This window comes from Amycolatopsis sp. SID8362 (assembly GCF_010550475.1).
Taxonomy (GTDB): domain Bacteria; phylum Actinomycetota; class Actinomycetes; order Mycobacteriales; family Pseudonocardiaceae; genus Amycolatopsis; species Amycolatopsis eburnea.
The window spans coordinates 1-17,153 of record NZ_JAAGNB010000295.1 but is presented as its reverse complement, the minus strand read 5'-3'; the positions used below and the strand labels follow the sequence as shown (position 1 = coordinate 17,153).

The window sequence follows — 17,153 nt, the reverse complement described above, 5'->3', positions numbered from 1 at the left end:
TTCCCGCCATGTTTCGTGGGCCCGGGCTCGACCACCGCACTTACGGGCATGTCGAGTGCAGGTGGCGACGAGGTACGAATGCCCTCGAGCCTGTGCCCGGCGTGCAGTCGGCCGGGGCGCTGGGCGGCTAGCCTTGCCGGGTCGGATCTTGGGTTGCCTCGGGAGAGTTCATGGCCACCGTCGAGGATGGGATACGGACCTGGATCAGCAGGCCGCTGCTGAATCTGCGGCAGCGGCGGCGCGCCGAGCGGGACACGCCCTGGGAAGCGCACTTCGAAGAATTCGTTGGTGAGCTGGGCGTCCATGACGCAGCTCAGCACCCAGTCACCCGGTCCATGAGAGCCCGGCTCGACGCGCTGCCGAATGTCGACGCCCGCGACGACCTCATCGAGAGCGACGAGTTCGAACGGATCGCATACGATCTCAGGGGCCGCGAGGCCGGCGGCAGCTTCGACACGCCGCCCGCGGACCCTGACTGGTACGCCTTCTGCGTCGAAACCTTGCCCGGCTGGAACGGCGAAGAAGACTCCTGGCCCAGCTTCTCCCAGGGGTTCTTGAACCAGGCGCGGCCAAGAGCGTTCGCAGCGGCGACGGCGTTCATCCAACGCGTCTCGGCCATGTCGCCTGCCGGCCGTCGCAGGTACGTCTTCGCCTACCTGAACGCCATACCCGCGCCGGACTTCCTCACCTACAACCACGTGCCCGACGTACCAGTCGTCCCCAGGTACGACATAGACGGCTGGTACGACTTCTGCGTCTCGAATCTGCCCCGCTGGAACGGCGACAACGCATCCTGGCCCGAGTTCACCCGCTCGTTCTTGACCGAGGCCCTGACCAGGGGATTCAACGTCGCCGCTGCGGCCTTCCTCAACGACGCCTCGACGAAACCGGCCGACGGACGCCGCACCTACTTCGCCCAGTGCATCGAAGCCATCCAGACGACGAGAGACTTCACGGCCCGATCCCTGTCCGGTGCGTTCCCCGGGCCTGAGCCCGACGAACGTCACAAGGACGAGTGAAAATAGCCACACTCAGACCCGCCGCCGGAATTTCCAGCGACGGGTCCTCGGCGTGTTCTCTCGTCAGAACTGGAAAATCGAGCCGGTCGTCGCGGAAAGCCAGCACGAATTCGGGAAACTGGCCCGATAGTCGACCGGCTCGTGGCCCCAGATGCCATGCGCTGTCACTTCGACGGGCAGGTACTCGTTGTACGGCCCCTTGCACTGGTCGGCGCCCTCTTTGGAGCCGAGGCTGTCGAAATCCGCCTCGACCCTGGCCAGTTCCTCGCACGCCCGGGCGGCATTCGGGTGCGTACCGCCGGTCGGGCTGCAGGTCAGGGTCTCACTGACGGTCCTACCCGGGACTGGGCCGTATTCGTAGGTCTTGGTCAGCATGAGCGACGCACCGACCGTACCCGCCGGTGCCGCCTGCGCGGCAGCCGGCACCACGAGCGAAATACCGGCGGTCGCCGCCAGCGCCAGCATGACTGTGATTTTTCGCATTTCGCTCCATTGCTTGCTTTACCGGATCAGCCGGACACCCCGGCCGGAATCAAGCATTCCGGCCGGCGGTTTTGGCTGCATCGCCCGATCGGACGACCCACGGGACGTCGCGCAGTCCCTGTGGACGATCAGAAAGTTCCCGGTCGGTTTCACGGTTCTTCCGCATCACGGCAAAGCACGCCGGAGATTACCGGGATTGCGCCCCCTTCCCCAAGCTCGGCCGCACCCGGGGAGTGGTCCCGAGCTTGCCGTATCAGGCGGCGGCGCGGACCGTCTTGAGCTTGACGGAAGCAATGCTCGACGGTGTTGCGGTCCTCGTAGCACTCGGCGATCGGCTCTGCGGCCTTCCTCGCCTGGCATAACCGCGATGATCTCGCGTCAGCGCAGGCAAGCCTCGATCGCCTTTGGCGGACCAAGCCCTTGTTCACCATCACCTGGGCCGGCAGGACGCGGGACCGGCTCAGGTCACGACGCCGAATCACCATGCTGCCCCGGACCGGCCAGCCGGGCAATCGGCATTCGCTCCCCGCTCCCTGCGTCAGCCACGGCGACCCCGTCGGCATGCCACCAGGCGCAGGCCGCATTAGCACCTCGTTGAGCACGACCCGTGATCAACCCGCCGCCTACGAGCTCGCCGCTCAGCGCGTGATCGTGGTCAGCACTGGCCGGTCGTCGCCTCGACCGGCAGCGGTGGTGTCGCCACTATCGGACAACTCGTGTCGTCAGGAAAGGGCCTCGCCGTTGCTGCTCGAGCCGAACGACGAGGCCCAGCCCATCGAAGCCGGTGGCTCGGGGTGTCGAGTACGCCGTACACGATGACGTTGCCGAGGTAGCTGTGCTTCGCCGCATGATTCCCGGCGACACTCCCCGGCCCATCAAGGAGAGTCGGGCGCGCCGCCGTTACCGTCGCCTGAACACGGCGTGTCGCCACCCACCGACCGGAGTCCGACGAGCCGGTCGCTCACGAGATTTGCCCTGTCGGCTGCCTTTTCACCCTCGAGTCGTTCCTTTCGGGCCCTGAATTTCGCCAAGACCTCCACCGGCATCCGACCGATGGCTACCACACTGATGCCGTTTTGGAGCGCCCAGTCCCGCGCCTCCCCGACCTCCCCGTTGCGCCGCCGCGGCGCAGCTCCGGTGCCTCGCGACTTCGACTTGCCGATCCGCCGTCCAGCTGAGACGTAGCGGGCCAGTTCGCGTCGCAACTCCGCCGCCCGCTTGTCGGACAGGTCGATGGTGTATTCAATGCCGTCCAGGCCGAACCGAACCGGCGTCGCCCCCGGTGTTCCGTCGATATCGCACAACACTTCAACGGCCACACGCCGTGCCATGGAATCAATCCTTCTCTGGTAGCCGATTCCTCGTCGCGTCGGCCAGTCCGACAACGGGGTCCCTCTCCGCGCTGGCGACAGCACAGGCAAGTTCACCCATAGCCTCCAGTTTACGATACAACTCTGCGACAATTGACTCGATTTCACTCAACCGCGGAATGTAACCCCTTTCTCGACATTTTACGACCTGGCAGATTTCCGTCGCGACCGTGCGGCGGACAGCTCGACCTCGACGAGCGAGACGCAAAGTTGGCGACCTCCCACCGGACACTCGCGACGCCGACCACGAGGAGACACATCCACCGATTGCTCAATAAGCGTTCGCGCACAGCTGACACAGGGATCGCGATTCGCCGCTTACCGCCAGAAGTACAGCCACCGAATGAGCAGTCAACCCGCCTTGAAGCAAGCTGGGCCATTCGCCCAGCACCTTGCGCTGGCCACTGATCTCCGTGTTTTCTCCGCGCGATCATTGTCGGAACACTCTCCAGAGTTCGATGCCGCGACCCGTGGCGGCTGCGCCACCGCTTTGCTTTGCAGCTTCAAGGAGCCGTAGCATGACAAGGACGCCCAACCACGGCAATACGCGCCCGACGGGCACCGCAGGCAAGCCGGACACCCGCCTGGGTGATGACCAGCAGCGAGCAGGTAGCTCGCAGATGCGCGGTTCGACCAGGTCAACGGCTTCCCGCGGGCGGCATCGGGCCTGCACCGCGTCATGACCATCCCGAACAACACCCGAAACCCGGGCACGAAAGTCTGCCTGCCGACGAGCCATCGTCTGCTCGCCGGCACGGCGCAGTCTGCCCGCAGGTGACCGCCAAGCGCGCCCGCCTGACTGTTCAAGGACTGTTCCAAGGTCTTGGAACAGTCCCCTAAGTAGTGCGACTCCTGCGACTGCGCCCTTCCAGCCTCGGGACTGGCGACGGCACGCCTGCGATGATGGTTCTCTTCGGCGCGTCGTTTGAGCTGGTCAGCGGCCTTCGGGTGACGATTTCGGTGTTGATCACCGTGGTCGCTGCCGGAGGCGTGGATGCGCACTCTGGAGGAAGACGTGGAGGCGTAGGCGCTCCGTGCTCAAGACTGGTCGGCCTCGGCGATCGCGCGACATCTCGGGTGCGACCGCAAGACGATCCACCGCTGTCCGGCCGGCGACGTGGTTCCGGGCAGGCCTCGGCCGGCGGGGCCGGATCCGTTCGAACCGTACCTCGGCTACTTCCGCGCCCGGATGGCCGACGACCCGCACTTGTGGGCGGCGACGCTGCCGGACGAGGTCGCCGAGCACATTGACGTCCGGTCTGTCGGCGCTGACCGGATGTCCTTGGCACCATTCCCAGGGGGTGACCTGCACCGGCGACCCAGGTTCTCTGGTCATCAGCGGCCACGCCGGTCAGTTCGAGTTGCCAGATCGTTTCGCCGGATTCGGTGATGCTGGGATCGGAGCGGACGGTGAAGGCGGTGCGGTCGAGTGTTCCGGGCGACTGTGAAGTGTTCCTCGGCAGGTCGGACACTGGGAAATGCTCGCGGGTCGTTCGGGTTGTAGCAGACGAAAGCGTTTGATGGGTAGGCCCACGCCGCAAGGCAGGCCCCGTGGAAGTAGTGCGGGCAGCGCCCTGCCGGCTGCGCGACCTCGTCGACAGTGAAGGCTTCCCGGCAGATGGTGCACGTGTCGACCTCGGCTTGACCGGCAGTCTTGATGGCGCCGCTGGCGGTGAGGGTCACGCCGACGCCGGGGGGCAGAGCGCCATATGCGGGTGCTCGTCCAAACGGGTAAGTCGGCGCTTCTCGCTCCGGTTGGTTTATCCGAGTTTTCTGCGCCGGTTGATTTGCCGGATTAGCGAGCATCTCGACCTCCTGGCTGATCCAGTCCAAGCCCGCTGCATTGGGGCCTGCGGGCCTGACGTCGCCGCGGAGGTACCACTACACGTGGGCAGTCTCGGCCATTGCACTCCACCATCCCGCTCCCTTCTGCCAGAGGGTCGCTGGGTTGAAACGTCGGGCGTCGGCCGCGACCCCGACGAGATCGGCGATGGCTGTCATGCGCTGGTCCTCCGACTCGTACTCCGTCAAGTAGTCGACCAACGCTGTCACTCCATAACGACCGTCACGGCTACGTCGAGTTTGCTCCAGCGAGGTCGCGGACTTTGCGCCAGAGCCATGGATATCCCGACCCCACCAGCGCCGGCGCGGTCGCGATCCGGCTCGGTCTCGTCGGCGTCCGCCACCTCGGCGACGCCGCCGAGCAGATCATCACCGAACGCCACGCCCGCGCCCCCTACACCGGGATCGGAAACCTCACCGACCGTGTCCAGCGCACCCGCGCCACCGCCGAAGCCCTCGCCACGGCCGGCGCGTTCACCGGGTTCGGGGGCGAGCGCCACCAGGACGTCTGGGCCGCCGGCGCCGCCGCGACCACCCGGCCCGGCCTCGTCCCCGGGCTGGACGCCCCGGCACGTCCCGGGATGACGCGGTTCGAGGTCACCCCGCCCACTTGTGGCCACCGGTGTCTCCCCCGACGCCCACCCCGTGCAATACCTGCGGCAACTGCTCGACGCGCGCGGCGTGATCACCACCGCCGCCCTCGCCCAGGTCGAGGACGGAACACGGGTGTGGGTCGGCGGCGCTGTCGCGACCGCAGGCGAGAGCACCTACCTCAACCTCGAGGACGAAACCGGCATGGCCAACGTCCCGGTGTCGCCGGGGTCGTGGCAGCGCAACCGGGTCGTCGCCCGCGCCAGCACCGCGCTGCTCATCCGCGGCCGGGTCCAGGCCGCCGAGGGCGCGGCCACCCTCATCGCCGACCGGATCGACGCGCGCGACCTGTCGATGGCGACCGCGCCCTCGCGTGACTTCCGGCGACCGCCCGGGCCAGCCCGCCGTCGGCTGCAGGGTCTAAAATCGACTTCATTTTCTCGCTGGACGCTTCGTCTCCGTTTCATTTGTGCGGCGGAGATGAGACTGGCCATCTGGGTGGTTGTCGTGGACACGCCGGAGTAGACCAGTTTCGACACGCCTGACCGGCAACAGGGTCACGCGCGGTGAGACCGTACAAGATCATGTCGATGAAGGACGCGTCAGCCTCACTTTAGAGGCGGTTGCGCCTAGCGCGACCTTCGCAGTTCGAGATGGACGCGCTTGGCGTGCGGGTCGTACCGCTTGCGGTCGGAGAAATGATCCCGGATCTCTTTCTGGCGTTCCGCAGGCAGCGTGCGCACGATCGACACGACCGCGGCCGGTTCGAGCCGAGTAAGGATATCCGCGACTAGGCCGGTGTATCCGATCTCCTCCAGGAAGGCGACGGCGGTCGCGGGTTTCAATTCCCGCGTTACCGGGCCCTGCCACCAACTGCTGCCGGTGCTGGTGTCACTCATTACTGCAATAGCCCGCTGCCGTGTCATAGCCAGCAGGATCGCCGCAGTTCTTCCTGGCGCCCGGCATTCGTTGAGAATCTTGGCAGCCTCCGCAGTCGCCACCCGGTCAAGCAGTTGCGCGGCGAAGTCAGTTGGCAGGCAGGCGACCACGATCGCCGCAGGCCGCCGCCCGTCCCGGTGCCAGGCAATCGCCTCCAGCGCCCGTGCAGCCTGATCGATGCCCATGGTCTGCAGTTCTACCGCGGCGTTCTCAGGGGACGACCTCATCCGGTCCGTCAGCGGCGGGGCCGGGGGCGGGGGCGGGGGCGGCGTTGCAGGCCGCGGCTGGATCCAGACGTTGCCATGGATCTGTTCGACGATCACGGAACTGTCGTAGGCGGCCCTGCCGTTGTTGTCCCGGATGCTCCGTTCGCCGGTCGTGCGAGTCACGTGGATCTGGTTGACGACGCTGTGCAGCTCGGCGGCGAACCGCCGGTCCTCTTCGATGGCAGCTTTGAGGGCGAGCCGGACCCGTTCCTCGGTCAGCGGAGACACCTCGCCACGTTCGGCAGCCTCCAACTGGAACCGCTGGTAAGCGGTGTCGCCGCCGAGCTTGGCGGTGATCGCCTCCTGCAGTCGTTGCTTCACCACGTCGATGCCATGGTCGAATAGACCGTCCGCGGCACCGCCGATCCGGCGCACCTTCCTGGTCGCCCACGCAATCAGGAACCCCATCACGACTTCGACCATGACCCGCCCCTTCGTGGTCCCCCCCCACTCCAGGCTACGCGCGGTAACGTCTCGGCTCCAGCTGGGTGGGAAGCTGACGCAAAGCAAGCGCAGAGCCTGCGGGTGGTCGTGAGTTAGCAGGCCAGACGACGCGGTGGTCACCCGCGCCGTCGCGACATTCTGCTTCGATCTTCCGTCCGCGGAGGTTCCGCGGTGACGCGCATTCGACGACACCCCGCTGCACCGTGTCGCCGGCACGAGCGTGTGCGCCGAACCTCACCTGGTAGTTGACCTGCCGGGTGATAGGTGCGGCTCGCAGTAGCTTGTTCTTCTTCGCCGTGACTTCGGCCATCCTGGGCTGCAGCCGGGAGAGGAACGCCTGGCCCAGCGGCTCCGGGGCGGCACGCTCCTCGTGGCGAGCCGTGACTCCCCCTCCACGCCAGCGCGGTCACGGATCTGCGTAGCCGCGAGCCCCCTTGAACATCCGGCGATCGGCATCACCTGGGACACCATCGTCGTCGTCATCTTCGCGTCAGCCTCGCCTGGCTGCATCGCCGGTCCGAGGTGTTCCCGACCGGGCAGCCGAGGAAATGCCGCAAGTTTGATCCCGATCACGATGGCATCGCCGTGAGACAATCAGGAAAGACCAGGTCACACAAGATCGATACGTCACGCGCGGTGAGGACCTACACGTCGACGTAGGGTCTCACGCCCGATGCCGTAATCTCACCAGCGATGTCATTCGGATGTCGTATACGACAAGATCGTGAGATTCGTCCCGCCTCAATTTGATGTTCGGCCATGTGCGGTGCCGTTGGCGGCGGACTGTGACTACCTGCAAGGTACCGTCGAACTGATCGCGTCCTGATTTTAGCCTTGGGGACACTCGATGTCCCCAAGGCCACCTTCGCGACGCGCTTCTACCGCTCAGTTTCAAGGCAGTATTGCGTCGCGTACTCGGCGCAGTTCCTTGCCCGGCTCAACGCCGAGGTCGCGCACAAGGCGAGTGCTTATTTCTTGGTACACTTTCAGTCCATCAGCCCGTCGGTCGCTGGCATGCAAGGCCCGTATCAGCAGCGCAGCAATCGGTTCGCTGTGCGGATGTTCCTTGGCGAGAGCCAGCAGCTCGGCCACTGCTTTGTCATGGTGGCCCAGCCGTAGCTGCCATTCCAGTTTGCGCACCGACAAGGTCATTCTGCGCTCTTCGAGTCGCAGTCGTTGTCCGTCTGCGAATGGCCCTGTAAGCCCCGCCAACGGCGTGCCCTCGAACAACTCAAGGGCACGCGAGCTGAGTGCGACCGCCGCGGCGATGTCGCCTGCTTGCTCGGCCCCGTCCGCCTCGTCGGCCAGTTCGTCCAATCGCGCCGCGTCCACCCAGACGCCACTGCTGGCGAAGCGGTACCCGCTCCGGTCCCGCACGATCACCGTCGCGACCTGGAGGCACTTGCGCAGCCGGTGCACGTACACCGGCACGACCCGGCCGCCAGTGCCCGGCGGTTCCAGCCCCCACACGTCGTTGACCAGTTCATCCGCACTGACCGCCGTGTCCGGTCGCAGCACCAGAGCGGCCAGCAACGCCTGCTGCCGGATCGGCCCGAGATCCAACCCGATCCCGCTTCTCCGTGCTCGCACCGGACCGAGCAGCGTAAGGCGAAGCTCTGAGCTGGTATCCGGGCGTGCGGTGGACTTCGCCGGACTGCGTGCCGGCTGCTGACGCGTGGCTTCGACCGCGGTTTCGGCGTTGATGCCGTGGTCGAACGCGTAGACGATGGCGTCGGCCCGGTTCCGCAGGTCGAGTTTGGTGAAGATCCGGCTGAGGTGGCTGTTCACCGTGACCTCGGAGATCGCCAGTGCATCCGCGATCTCGGCGTCGGTTTCGCCGCGGCCGAGGGCGCGCAGCACCTCTAGCTCACTGGCCGTCAGTATCGCCCAAGCCGGTTGCGGCCTGGATGCGGCCAAGGCGCCAGCGTGCCCGTAGGAGGCCGGCTGTCCCGTGCTGGATGCGAACTCGGACGGGACAGTTGATGCCGCCCGGTAGGCAGCCAGTACCCGCTTGGTCACCGCGGCATCGAGCCACGCCTCGCCACCGGCGACCACCCGCACGGCGCGGACAAAATCCCGGACCGGTGAGTCTTTGAGGACGTAGCCCACCGCGCCCGCACGTAGCGCACCGGCCAACAGTTCATCGTCGTCGAACGTGGTCAGTGCCAGTACCGGCACGTCGCTGCCGGACTGCCGCAGCCGTCGAGTCGCCTCGATCCCGTCGACGTCCTTCATCCGCAGGTCCATCACGATCACGTCGATCCCGCCCGCGGCGAGCGCGGCGGGAACCTCGGCACCGTCGGCACACTCACCGGCGATGACGAACCCTTCATCACGTCGGAGAACGCGTCGCAGCCCGTTGCGGACGAACTCCTGGTCGTCGACAAGCAGGACACGGATGCCACCCGCCGGCTCCGGCGTCTCTGCCGGCTGAACGCTGCCCAGATCTGCCGAGGCCCGCGGTTCCGCGTGGTCGCCGCCACGTCCCTCCGTGGCTTGCCGCACGGACAACGTTTCAGGTGCGGCGAAACCGGCACCAATGAGTACGTCCGGCGAGACCCCGAGGACACCGGACAACGTGGCCAGCTCGTCAACAGTGATCGACTTCCTGACACCGGACTCGATCTTCGCGATCGTGCCTCTCGTCAACGAACTCGAACCGGCCCGAGCACATTCATCGGCCAGCCGCTGAGCTGACCACCTTCGTTCGCTGCGCAAGCTTTTGACGCGGTCGGCGACCTGCGTCGTGACAGACACCTGGCCGCCGTACTCTCCGTGCTCCATATGCCTATCCTGATCACTTGCTCTGCTCGGACGAAATACGTCCCAGACCGGAGTGATGATCTACTACGCCGTTGGTCGACGGGCCGTCGGACTCGTTTCGGATCTGGTTGAGGCGCGGGCGAGCAGGCAGCCGGTCTCCCAGTTCCGCCATGTGGGTGCTCGCGACGTCTACCAGCAGTGTGCGGATGTCCTCGTTTCCCGGATCTCCCAAGGCCTTCCTGACGATGTCTTCATGCAGACTGGTGAACCGCCACCGCAAGCGCCACCGGCAAAACCACTCGAGCCCGATCCAGGACTGCGCGACCACGAATACCAGTACCGCCAGCACGGCGTCCCCGTGAGTGGCAGCGACAACCGTTCCAGCGGCCATCCCGGTGCAGGAGGAGGCCGCTGCACCCACAGCCCGAACGGAGTACCGACCGTTGGCAGTCCATCGTTCGCGTGAAGAAGGCACCGGCCGCCTCCCCTCGGTCACGCGGCCCACCCATTACATCTTGATGACCAAGTTTGCTCCTTCGCGGAGCAGATGGCAAGGGTGGGCTCCTCACGCTGACCGACGACGCAGGCCTCTGCCGCGCTGGCCAGGTCACCTCCCATGGCGTCGCCCGCAGCTATCGTCGCTCTCGGCGCAGATTGCGCTCTAAAGTGTCGGTTCAGGCTGAAGACTGGTTCTGGCACGCTTTCCGTGATGGACCCCGATATCTGGCCCCTCGGCGTGCGGTCGATCATGCTGTGGGTGCGCTGATCTTGATCTGGTTCGGACTCTGTGGCCGCATCGGGCTTCGCTGCAGGTGAAAGAGGTGTCGACTACGGGCGAGGTCATGCGGATCGTCGCCGAGACTGTCACGCCAACGTCCGCGGTTACACTGTGTGTTCGGTACGGATGTATGGCCCGAAACAAGGTGCCTCGTGAGCGATGACCGCACCGTACGGATCTGGGACACTGCCACCGACGCAGAGACTCGCCTCCGCCGACCTGGATCGAACGGCGTGCATCCCGATCTAAACCGAGGCGAAAACGCTGATTGCCATGGACGCTTACCTCCCGCCATTGGACTCCGCGCGGGTCTGCTCCACTGAACCTTTCCCACGCCGTCGATCGAATATCTGATCGACCCAACGCGCTCCCTACGCTCTGATCCATCCAGCGGACAATAATCACGATTTCGGCGCATGCCGCATAGCGCGGGCTCCGAAGGTCATCAGCGAGCGACCGCAGCCTCGCCTCCCGCGCCCCACCGCTGGCGGTGTTCCGTCCGGAGCGCGCGGCGAATACGGGGACCTCCTGCCGGTCCGCCCGATCGATTCCGGCACGGGTGTTCCGGCGCAGTGTTTGCGCGGGGAATACCTGGCCCGCTACGGCATGACCCGCACCTACAGCCACCGCTACCGGCTGCACGGCGCGCTCTGCGAAACCTGCCGACGGGGCGAAGCCTGCGACCCCAACGAGCGGCACCTCGCCGAATGGGCCCCGCTCGATGTCACCGTCGGGCACCAGCCGGCAGCCGCACCGCAGCAGGGACTCGTGCTCGTCGCCCCTCCCGCCGCGGCCGGGGAGCCCGAGCGCCGTCGAGCTGCAGCTCGACGGCGCTGTCGTCGGTACCGCGACCGTCAACTTCTGCGCGGCATGCCGGACCACGACACTCGACTACGTCCACGTCGTCTCCGCAGCCCGCAGGGACACGCCTGACTACGGGTGGATGGCACCGCTACCCAACGGCGTCGTCGCGCAGGCCTTCCACACTCGCTGACCGTTCCGCGGGCAGCTGGCTGGAGCATTACCTGTCAAGGCCCACGCGTCCGCTCATGCCGACGTGCGGACGGCGCGCCTTTGGCCGCCGGGCTGTTGCGGAGCCTCCTGGACGGCGACGCACGTCACTGCCGGCGGTTAGCCGCGCACGTGCAGGCCGAAACCCGTGCGACCCGCAGGCTCCAGACCGTTCTTCAGATGCAGTGAGGGAATCTCGTAGTCCCCGAAGTTCTGCCGCCGGAACGCTATCGGCTCGGTCGACTCCAGGGTGAGCAGGCGATGCTCCCACGCCTTGGCGACGTCCGGGTAGTCCTCGCCGGTCATCCGGTCGGTCCCGTACAGCACGAACGGCGGCAGCACCTCGATGCCCGGGTAGTAGAGGATACCGTGGTGGATCGGGAACAGCAGGTCGTCGATCGGGCCGTTGATCCCACGAGCGGCGTAATGCGACTCCGGACCGCCGGCGGTCACCGACAGCAGAGCCTTCCTGCCCGCGAGGGTGCCTTCGCCGAAGCGCTCCCCGTACTTGGTGTCGCTGTGCTCGCCGACGCCGTACGCGAAGTGGTAGGTGAACACCCGGTCCACCCACCCTTTGAGGATCGCGGGCATCGCGTACCACCACAAGGGGAACTGGAAGATGATCGTGTCAGCCCACAACAGCTTCTCCTGCTCGGCGAGGACATCCGGGGTGAGGGTTCCGGTGTCGAAGGCACGGCCCGAGTCCAGCGCGACCTTCAGCGGACTCGAGGCACTGGCGCCGTAATCATCGGCGTCCACGACCGCCTTCCAGTTCATCGCGTACAGATCGCTCACCCGTACCTCGTGCCCGGAAGCCTCCAATGTGGACACCGCGAGGTCCTTCAGTGAGCTGTTGAGCGACTTCGGCTCCGGGTGGGCGTAGACGACGAGCGCCTTCATGAGAACTCCTTCGGATCGGGTGCCTCGATCCTCGGTGCCGCGTCGCCCGGCGTTCAGGGGCTCCTCGTCCATCGGACGGAACTTCCTGGTAACGGCAGGACCACCTTCCCGGGTGCCGCCGAGGCCATACTGGGGACATGGACGATCTCGCGGGCTTCCTGCGGACCCGGCGTTCCCGGGTGGACCCGGCCGCCGCCGGCATCGCCGCCGACAGCCGCCGCCGGGTGGAAGGGCTGCGCCGCGAAGAGGTCGCGCATCTGTCGGGAGTCAGCGTCGACTACTACATACGCTTGGAGCAGAGCCGCGCGACCCAGCCCTCCGATCAGGTTCTCGACGCACTCGCCCGCGTCCTCGGCCTCGACGAGACCGAACGCAGGCACCTCTACCGGCTCGCGCGGCAGCGCCGCCGCCGCGCGAAGGTGCCTGGAGGGCGGATCCGACCGGAGTTGCTGCGCGTCCTCGACCTGGTCGCCGACGCACCCGCAATGATCATGGACCACCGATTGGACGTGCTCGCCGGGAACCGCCTCGCCGGCCTCCTCTACGGCCGGCCGATGCCCGGCCTGAACACCGCCCGGCACCTGTTCCTCGATGAGACCGAGCGCGGTCTCTACGCGGACTGGGGCACCTGCACCCTCGACGTCGTCGGGCACCTGCGCCTGGCCGCCGGAAAGTACCCCGAGGACCCCCGCCTGGCTTCGCTCATCGGCGAGTTGGCGATGGGCAGCGAGCGCTTCCGCTGTCTGTGGGCCCGCGCGGACGTCCGCGCCCGCACTCATGGACGCAAGGCGTACCGGCACCCGCTGGTCGGGCTGCTGGAGCTGCACCAGGAGAACTTCACGTTGCCCGATGAATCGGGCATGGAGCTGCTGGTGCTGTCCGCGGTCCCCGGCAGCGCCACCGCGGACGGGTTGCGCTTGCTCGCGGGCCTGGGCGCGGACAGCGGTGACGCACTTCCCTCAGGGAGCCCTCAACTCCGCGGGTAACCCAACGACGCCCACCCGCCACGTCGGCCGGCTCCACCGTGACCACGCAGGGCCGGGTGCGACGGGCGTCGACGTCGGAGTGCACCCACGCCACCGCTGACCAGGGTTAAGCTGCGCACCTCAGCCGGGCAATTTCCGCTGGCTTGCCACCGTCAATCGAGTTGCGCGCTGATTGGAGATGTCCTGTCACCCGCCCCAATATGCTAACCAGGCCTCCAGCGCCGGTCCGGGTGGGTTGAGCCGACGTGCCCGGGCGGCGTTCCCGGCGTCGCCGGGAACGACCTCGGCCAGGACAAGCACATTCGAGCGAGCCTCACCTGCGCCGAACAGTCCTTCGGAGTCGAGCGTGCGCAGGGCAGTCTCCATTACGCGTAGCCGTAGATCGAATTCCGCATCGGACGCGTCGCCGACAAGGTCGAACACCTCCGGCCGAGCAGCGAACAGCCGCCGCACTGGCGCCAGATACTCTTCTCCGACGATTGAAAACGGCGAATCGGGATAGGAGTAACGGACGTCGTCGGGGCTCGAGCGCTCCGCCAGCGCCTCCTGCGACCAAGCCGACAGCGCTGGACCGAACGCCTCCCCGGGCGTGGTCAGCGTGATGTAGTAGAACGTCTGGCCGGGGTTGTCGAGGAACAACTCCGCAACGGAAGCACGGACTGCCTTGGTGAGGGCATCGACCAGATCCTCCTCAGAAGGGATCATGGAAGGTATCCAACCATGCGTCATCGCCCGTCACCACCGACGCGAGGATCTGGTCGGCGGTTTTGGCCCAGACGAACGGTTTGGGGTCGTCGTTCCAGGCGCCGATCCAGGCCTCGACGTCGGCTTCGAGTTCGGTGACGCTGCGGTGGGCTGATCGGCGGCGCTTGCGGTTGGTCAGCTCGGCGAACCAGCGCTCGACCAGGTTGAGCCAGGAGGCGCTGGTCGGGGTGAAGTGCGCGTGGAAGCGTGGATGCTGCAGCAGCCAGTTCTTGATCGCCGGGGTCTTGTGGGTGGCGTAGTTATCGCGGACCAGGTGCAGCTCGAGAGCACCCGGGGTGGCGGCATCGATGGTCTTGAGGAATTTCAGGAATTCCTGATGCCGGTGCCGTCGGTGATGCTGGGCGATCACCGACCCGGTGGCCAGGTTCAGCGCGGCGAACAGGCTCGTCGTGCCGTGGCGCACGTCGTCGTGGGTCATCCGCGCTGGCGTGGTGGGCATGATCGGCAGCGTGGGCGCGGTCCGGTCGATGGCCTGCATCTGCGACTTCTCGTCGACGCACAGCACGATCGCGTTGTCCGGCGGGGCCAGATACAACCCGACCACGTCCCGGGCTTTCTCCACGAACAAGCACTGGTACCGCAACGGCACTCGGGTGGCGTGGTAGATCATCTGGCGTGTGGTCGGCCTCGATCGCGGTGAGTCGCCGTGCTGCTCAGTCCGGAGGGCGAGGCCGTCGGCCGTTCCGCAGCCGAGGTCAAGCACGCGCAGCGGCCCGCTCGGCTCGCGCGCCGTCCGCTCGACGGCGTCCCGCAGCACCCGGTGGGAACTATTCCTCGTACATCGTTCCACCGCGTCCCGGCGCTTCGGCGAGGTGTAGTGGGCCGTCGCGTCGCGGTAGAACGTTGTTTCGGGCACCTCGGTCACGCTGGCTCCTGTCCCCCCGGCCGGTCGCGTCGCCGAATTCGGTCCGCTCGCCGGTGAGTACACCGCGAACGTACTTCATCGTTCCCGGTCCGGTCCTCAGCGCGGCGCCCCGTCGACGAAGGGTGCCAAGTGAGCGTGGTAACTGCTGTCCTCGGGGTTGGTGGGGGAACGGTCCGACGCGATGCCGCCGGATTCCGGAACCCAGATCGACGGCGAGCACTCCGCCGCAGTCGCGTCCGGGCCTTTGCCGTCGATCCGGAAGGTTCCGACGTGGCGGGCCGTCTGCGCCTCGTAAACCTCCACCTGGTAGCGCCCCTGGTAGGTCTCCCGGTGGTAGCCGCCTTCGTAGTCGCAGTTGTTCATCGGCTGGCCCTCCCCGATCAGGGCCGAGCAGCCGACGAGTTGCACCGTGTCCGCCGATGAGTCCGGCATCGGCTCATAGCCGTAGTCGCCGTCCGAGGTGAACACGACCGCCGGATGCGGGGCCGCGCCCTCGTAGGACGCGGCCCGGCCGAATGCGGAACCGCCCTGGCAGATGCGGGCGAGCTGCGCGACTTTCAGCGGCCGCTCGCCCAGCGCGACGTGCGCCGCGATCGGCACTGCGGCGTACCAGGTCGCGGCGGCCGTCGCGATCGCCGTGACGGTCAGGCAGACGACGCGCCGGAGGGTCCAGGGCGGGACCGGCGAGCGCCGCCTGATCGCGGCCTGCAGGTCGCCAGCGCAGCACACGACGTTCGCCTGCAGGCTGCCGGCTTCGGCCCACGTCTGGGTCCGAACCGCGCCGCCCTGCCACGTCACCAGGCCACCGTCGGCGACTGCGACCCAGCGGCGACCACCCGGCAGCGGGCCGACGTGGACGGAGAGGAAGAACAGCCCCACGAGTGCGGACCACAGCAGCATCGGCCACTGCCAGGTCGTGACGTCCACGGTCCGCATGATGATCGTCGCGATCGCAACCGGAACACTGCCGACAGCGACCACGATGCCCAGGCCGAACACCACGGGGCCCGCGCCGTGCCCGCGGTGGATCCGGACGAGCGGCCCTAGCCCGGCGGACTGGGCCGCTTCGGCCAGCTTCCGGCGCCGCTGCCGTGATGCCATCCTCGGCCTCCTCGCACTCCCGGTCGACGTCCGGACCCTACCGCTGATCAGGGGACCGGTCCCCTGATCAGCGGGACAGCGCGGCGACGAGCGCACCCGGGTCCGGAGAGGGCGTGCGCGGTGCCTCGCAGGACGACAGCGGCAGCGCCGGCCCCGGCAAGCTCGGCGATAGGGCGCGGTCGCCGACGCCGGCATGTTCTGCTCGAACTCAGCAAACACGATGACATGCGGCGCCGACCAGCAACCTCGCCACGACCGGGCGGGCACGCAGGCAAGTCCGCGATCAGCTCACAGGCCCGGGCCTCAGCACCGCCAGATGTGGCCAGCAGGTCGTTGACCTTGATGGCCACCACATACGCCGCATCGTGTTCTTGGGTCTGCCCAGGGTCTGGTTGACACCTCACCTGTGAGGCTTCGGCCTCGCCTGGAAGGATGTCATCGTGCCCAAGCCCTACCCCCGCGAGTTCCGTGACGACGTCGTCGCCGTCGCTCGCCGCGGCGAGACCCCGTTGAAGCAGGTCGCCAAAGACTTCGGGATCTCCGAATCGTGCCTGGCCAACTGGCTGCGCGCGGCCGACGTCGAGGACGGCACCCGGCCCGGAGTGACCCGGGAGGAGTCCGCCGAGCTACGCGAGCTGCGTAAACGCAACCGGCTGCTGGAGCAGGAGAACGAGGTCCTGCGCAAGGCCGCGGCCTACCTGGCGCAGGGCAATCTGCCGGGAAAATAGCCTTCCCGCTCGTCCGTGAACTGGCCGCGGCCGGCGCCCCCGTGCGGGTGCCGGCCGCGGTGACGTGCAGGGTGCTGGGGATCTCCCGGCAGGCCTACTACCAGTGGTGCGCTGCCCCGGTCTGTCAGCGGGACTTCGACGACGCGCATCTGATCAACGCCGCGCTCGAGATCCATGCCGACGATCCGGCCGATGGGTACCGGTTCATCGCTGACGAACTCGCCCGCCGCGGGTTCACTGCCTCGGAGAACCGGGTGTGGCGGATCTGCTCGATGCAGAAGATCTTCTCGCTGCACGCCAGG

12 protein-coding genes and 3 pseudogenes are annotated in these 17,153 nt (G+C 67.0%); 6 read left to right on the top strand and 9 right to left on the bottom strand.

What is annotated here, in order from left to right; genetic code table 11:
• Window positions 1–170 precede the first annotated feature (170 nt).
• The gene (locus G3I65_RS09610; RefSeq protein WP_160695777.1) at window positions 171–1,019 is read left to right on the top strand and encodes a hypothetical protein; all 849 of its coding nucleotides are present in this window, start codon (window positions 171–173) and stop codon (window positions 1,017–1,019) included.
• Window positions 1,020–1,082: 63 nt separating this feature from the next.
• On the opposite strand, the gene G3I65_RS09605 is transcribed toward G3I65_RS09610, so the two are convergent.
• On the bottom strand, window positions 1,083–1,484 hold the full coding sequence (locus tag G3I65_RS09605) for an SSI family serine proteinase inhibitor (protein ID WP_160695776.1): 402 nt from the start codon (window positions 1,482–1,484) through the stop codon (window positions 1,083–1,085).
• An 893-nt stretch (window positions 1,485–2,377) separates the two neighbouring features.
• On the bottom strand, window positions 2,378–2,833 hold the full coding sequence (locus G3I65_RS09600; protein ID WP_160695775.1) for an Lsr2 family protein: 456 nt from the start codon (window positions 2,831–2,833) through the stop codon (window positions 2,378–2,380).
• 2,144 nt (window positions 2,834–4,977) lie between these two features.
• Here G3I65_RS09600 and G3I65_RS58750 point away from each other — a divergent pair.
• Together G3I65_RS58750 and G3I65_RS58745 are read left to right on the top strand one after the other, a co-directional pair.
• Window positions 4,978–5,157 (top strand): annotated as a pseudogene (locus G3I65_RS58750) (hypothetical protein); the annotation flags it as partial.
• A 169-nt stretch (window positions 5,158–5,326) separates the two neighbouring features.
• Window positions 5,327–5,830 carry a hypothetical protein gene (locus G3I65_RS58745; RefSeq protein ID WP_309235355.1) on the top strand — a complete coding sequence of 168 codons (504 nt, stop codon included), beginning with the start codon at window positions 5,327–5,329 and terminating at the stop codon, window positions 5,828–5,830.
• 104 nt (window positions 5,831–5,934) lie between these two features.
• Here G3I65_RS58745 and G3I65_RS09585 read toward each other — a convergent pair whose 3' ends face one another.
• The 3 genes from G3I65_RS09585 to G3I65_RS09575 all read right to left on the bottom strand — a co-directional run bounded on the left by G3I65_RS09585 (window position 5,935) and on the right by G3I65_RS09575 (window position 10,066).
• Entirely contained in the window at window positions 5,935–6,933 is a 999-nt protein-coding gene (locus tag G3I65_RS09585; protein ID WP_160695773.1) for a hypothetical protein, read from the bottom strand.
• Window positions 6,934–7,845: 912 nt separating this feature from the next.
• Complete coding sequence (locus G3I65_RS09580) at window positions 7,846–9,738, bottom strand: BTAD domain-containing putative transcriptional regulator (RefSeq protein WP_160695772.1); 1,893 nt, start codon at window positions 9,736–9,738, stop codon at window positions 7,846–7,848.
• Window positions 9,739–9,751: 13 nt separating this feature from the next.
• Complete coding sequence (locus G3I65_RS09575) at window positions 9,752–10,066, bottom strand: hypothetical protein (RefSeq protein ID WP_160695771.1); 315 nt, start codon at window positions 10,064–10,066, stop codon at window positions 9,752–9,754.
• 1,005 nt (window positions 10,067–11,071) lie between these two features.
• On the opposite strand from G3I65_RS09575, the gene G3I65_RS09570 reads away from it, so the two are divergent.
• Complete coding sequence (locus G3I65_RS09570; RefSeq protein WP_160695770.1) at window positions 11,072–11,428, top strand: hypothetical protein; 357 nt, start codon at window positions 11,072–11,074, stop codon at window positions 11,426–11,428.
• A gap of 198 nt (window positions 11,429–11,626) precedes the next feature.
• On the opposite strand, the gene G3I65_RS09565 is transcribed toward G3I65_RS09570, so the two are convergent.
• Window positions 11,627–12,406 carry an NAD(P)H-dependent oxidoreductase gene (locus G3I65_RS09565; protein WP_160695769.1) on the bottom strand — a complete coding sequence of 260 codons (780 nt, stop codon included), beginning with the start codon at window positions 12,404–12,406 and terminating at the stop codon, window positions 11,627–11,629.
• A gap of 137 nt (window positions 12,407–12,543) precedes the next feature.
• On the opposite strand from G3I65_RS09565, the gene G3I65_RS09560 reads away from it, so the two are divergent.
• Window positions 12,544–13,392, top strand: a complete 849-nt coding sequence (locus G3I65_RS09560) for a helix-turn-helix transcriptional regulator (RefSeq protein ID WP_160695768.1) — start codon at window positions 12,544–12,546, stop codon at window positions 13,390–13,392.
• 186 nt (window positions 13,393–13,578) lie between these two features.
• On the opposite strand, the gene G3I65_RS09555 is transcribed toward G3I65_RS09560, so the two are convergent.
• The 3 genes and pseudogenes from G3I65_RS09555 to G3I65_RS09545 all read right to left on the bottom strand — a co-directional run bounded on the left by G3I65_RS09555 (window position 13,579) and on the right by G3I65_RS09545 (window position 16,123).
• A complete protein-coding gene (locus G3I65_RS09555; RefSeq protein WP_160695767.1) occupies window positions 13,579–14,097 on the bottom strand; it encodes a DUF4303 domain-containing protein in 519 nt (172 codons plus the stop codon).
• Window positions 14,084–14,725: pseudogene (locus G3I65_RS09550) on the bottom strand (IS630 family transposase); the annotation flags it as partial. The gene G3I65_RS09555 and the pseudogene G3I65_RS09550, both read right to left, overlap by 14 nt.
• 393 nt (window positions 14,726–15,118) lie before the next feature.
• Window positions 15,119–16,123, bottom strand: coding sequence for a hypothetical protein (locus G3I65_RS09545; RefSeq protein ID WP_160695766.1), 1,005 nt, complete (start codon window positions 16,121–16,123; stop codon window positions 15,119–15,121).
• A gap of 440 nt (window positions 16,124–16,563) precedes the next feature.
• Between G3I65_RS09545 and G3I65_RS57155 the strand changes: the two are divergent.
• Window positions 16,564–17,153, top strand: a pseudogene (locus G3I65_RS57155) (transposase); the annotation flags it as partial.

What these genes read in the sequence shown, in the direction of transcription:
- G3I65_RS09580 (WP_160695772.1), bottom strand. Translation starts at nt 9,738, where the DNA reads ATGGAGCACGGAGAGTACGGCGGCCAGGTGTCTGTCACGACGCAGGTC.
- G3I65_RS09610 (WP_160695777.1), top strand. Translation starts at nt 171, where the DNA reads ATGGCCACCGTCGAGGATGGGATACGGACCTGGATCAGCAGGCCGCTG.
- G3I65_RS09565 (WP_160695769.1), bottom strand. Translation starts at nt 12,406, where the DNA reads ATGAAGGCGCTCGTCGTCTACGCCCACCCGGAGCCGAAGTCGCTCAAC.
- G3I65_RS09555 (WP_160695767.1), bottom strand. Translation starts at nt 14,097, where the DNA reads ATGATCCCTTCTGAGGAGGATCTGGTCGATGCCCTCACCAAGGCAGTC.
- G3I65_RS09545 (WP_160695766.1), bottom strand. Translation starts at nt 16,123, where the DNA reads ATGGCATCACGGCAGCGGCGCCGGAAGCTGGCCGAAGCGGCCCAGTCC.
- G3I65_RS09600 (WP_160695775.1), bottom strand. Translation starts at nt 2,833, where the DNA reads ATGGCACGGCGTGTGGCCGTTGAAGTGTTGTGCGATATCGACGGAACA.
- G3I65_RS09560 (WP_160695768.1), top strand. Translation starts at nt 12,544, where the DNA reads ATGGACGATCTCGCGGGCTTCCTGCGGACCCGGCGTTCCCGGGTGGAC.
- G3I65_RS09605 (WP_160695776.1), bottom strand. Translation starts at nt 1,484, where the DNA reads ATGCTGGCGCTGGCGGCGACCGCCGGTATTTCGCTCGTGGTGCCGGCT.
- G3I65_RS09585 (WP_160695773.1), bottom strand. Translation starts at nt 6,933, where the DNA reads ATGGTCGAAGTCGTGATGGGGTTCCTGATTGCGTGGGCGACCAGGAAG.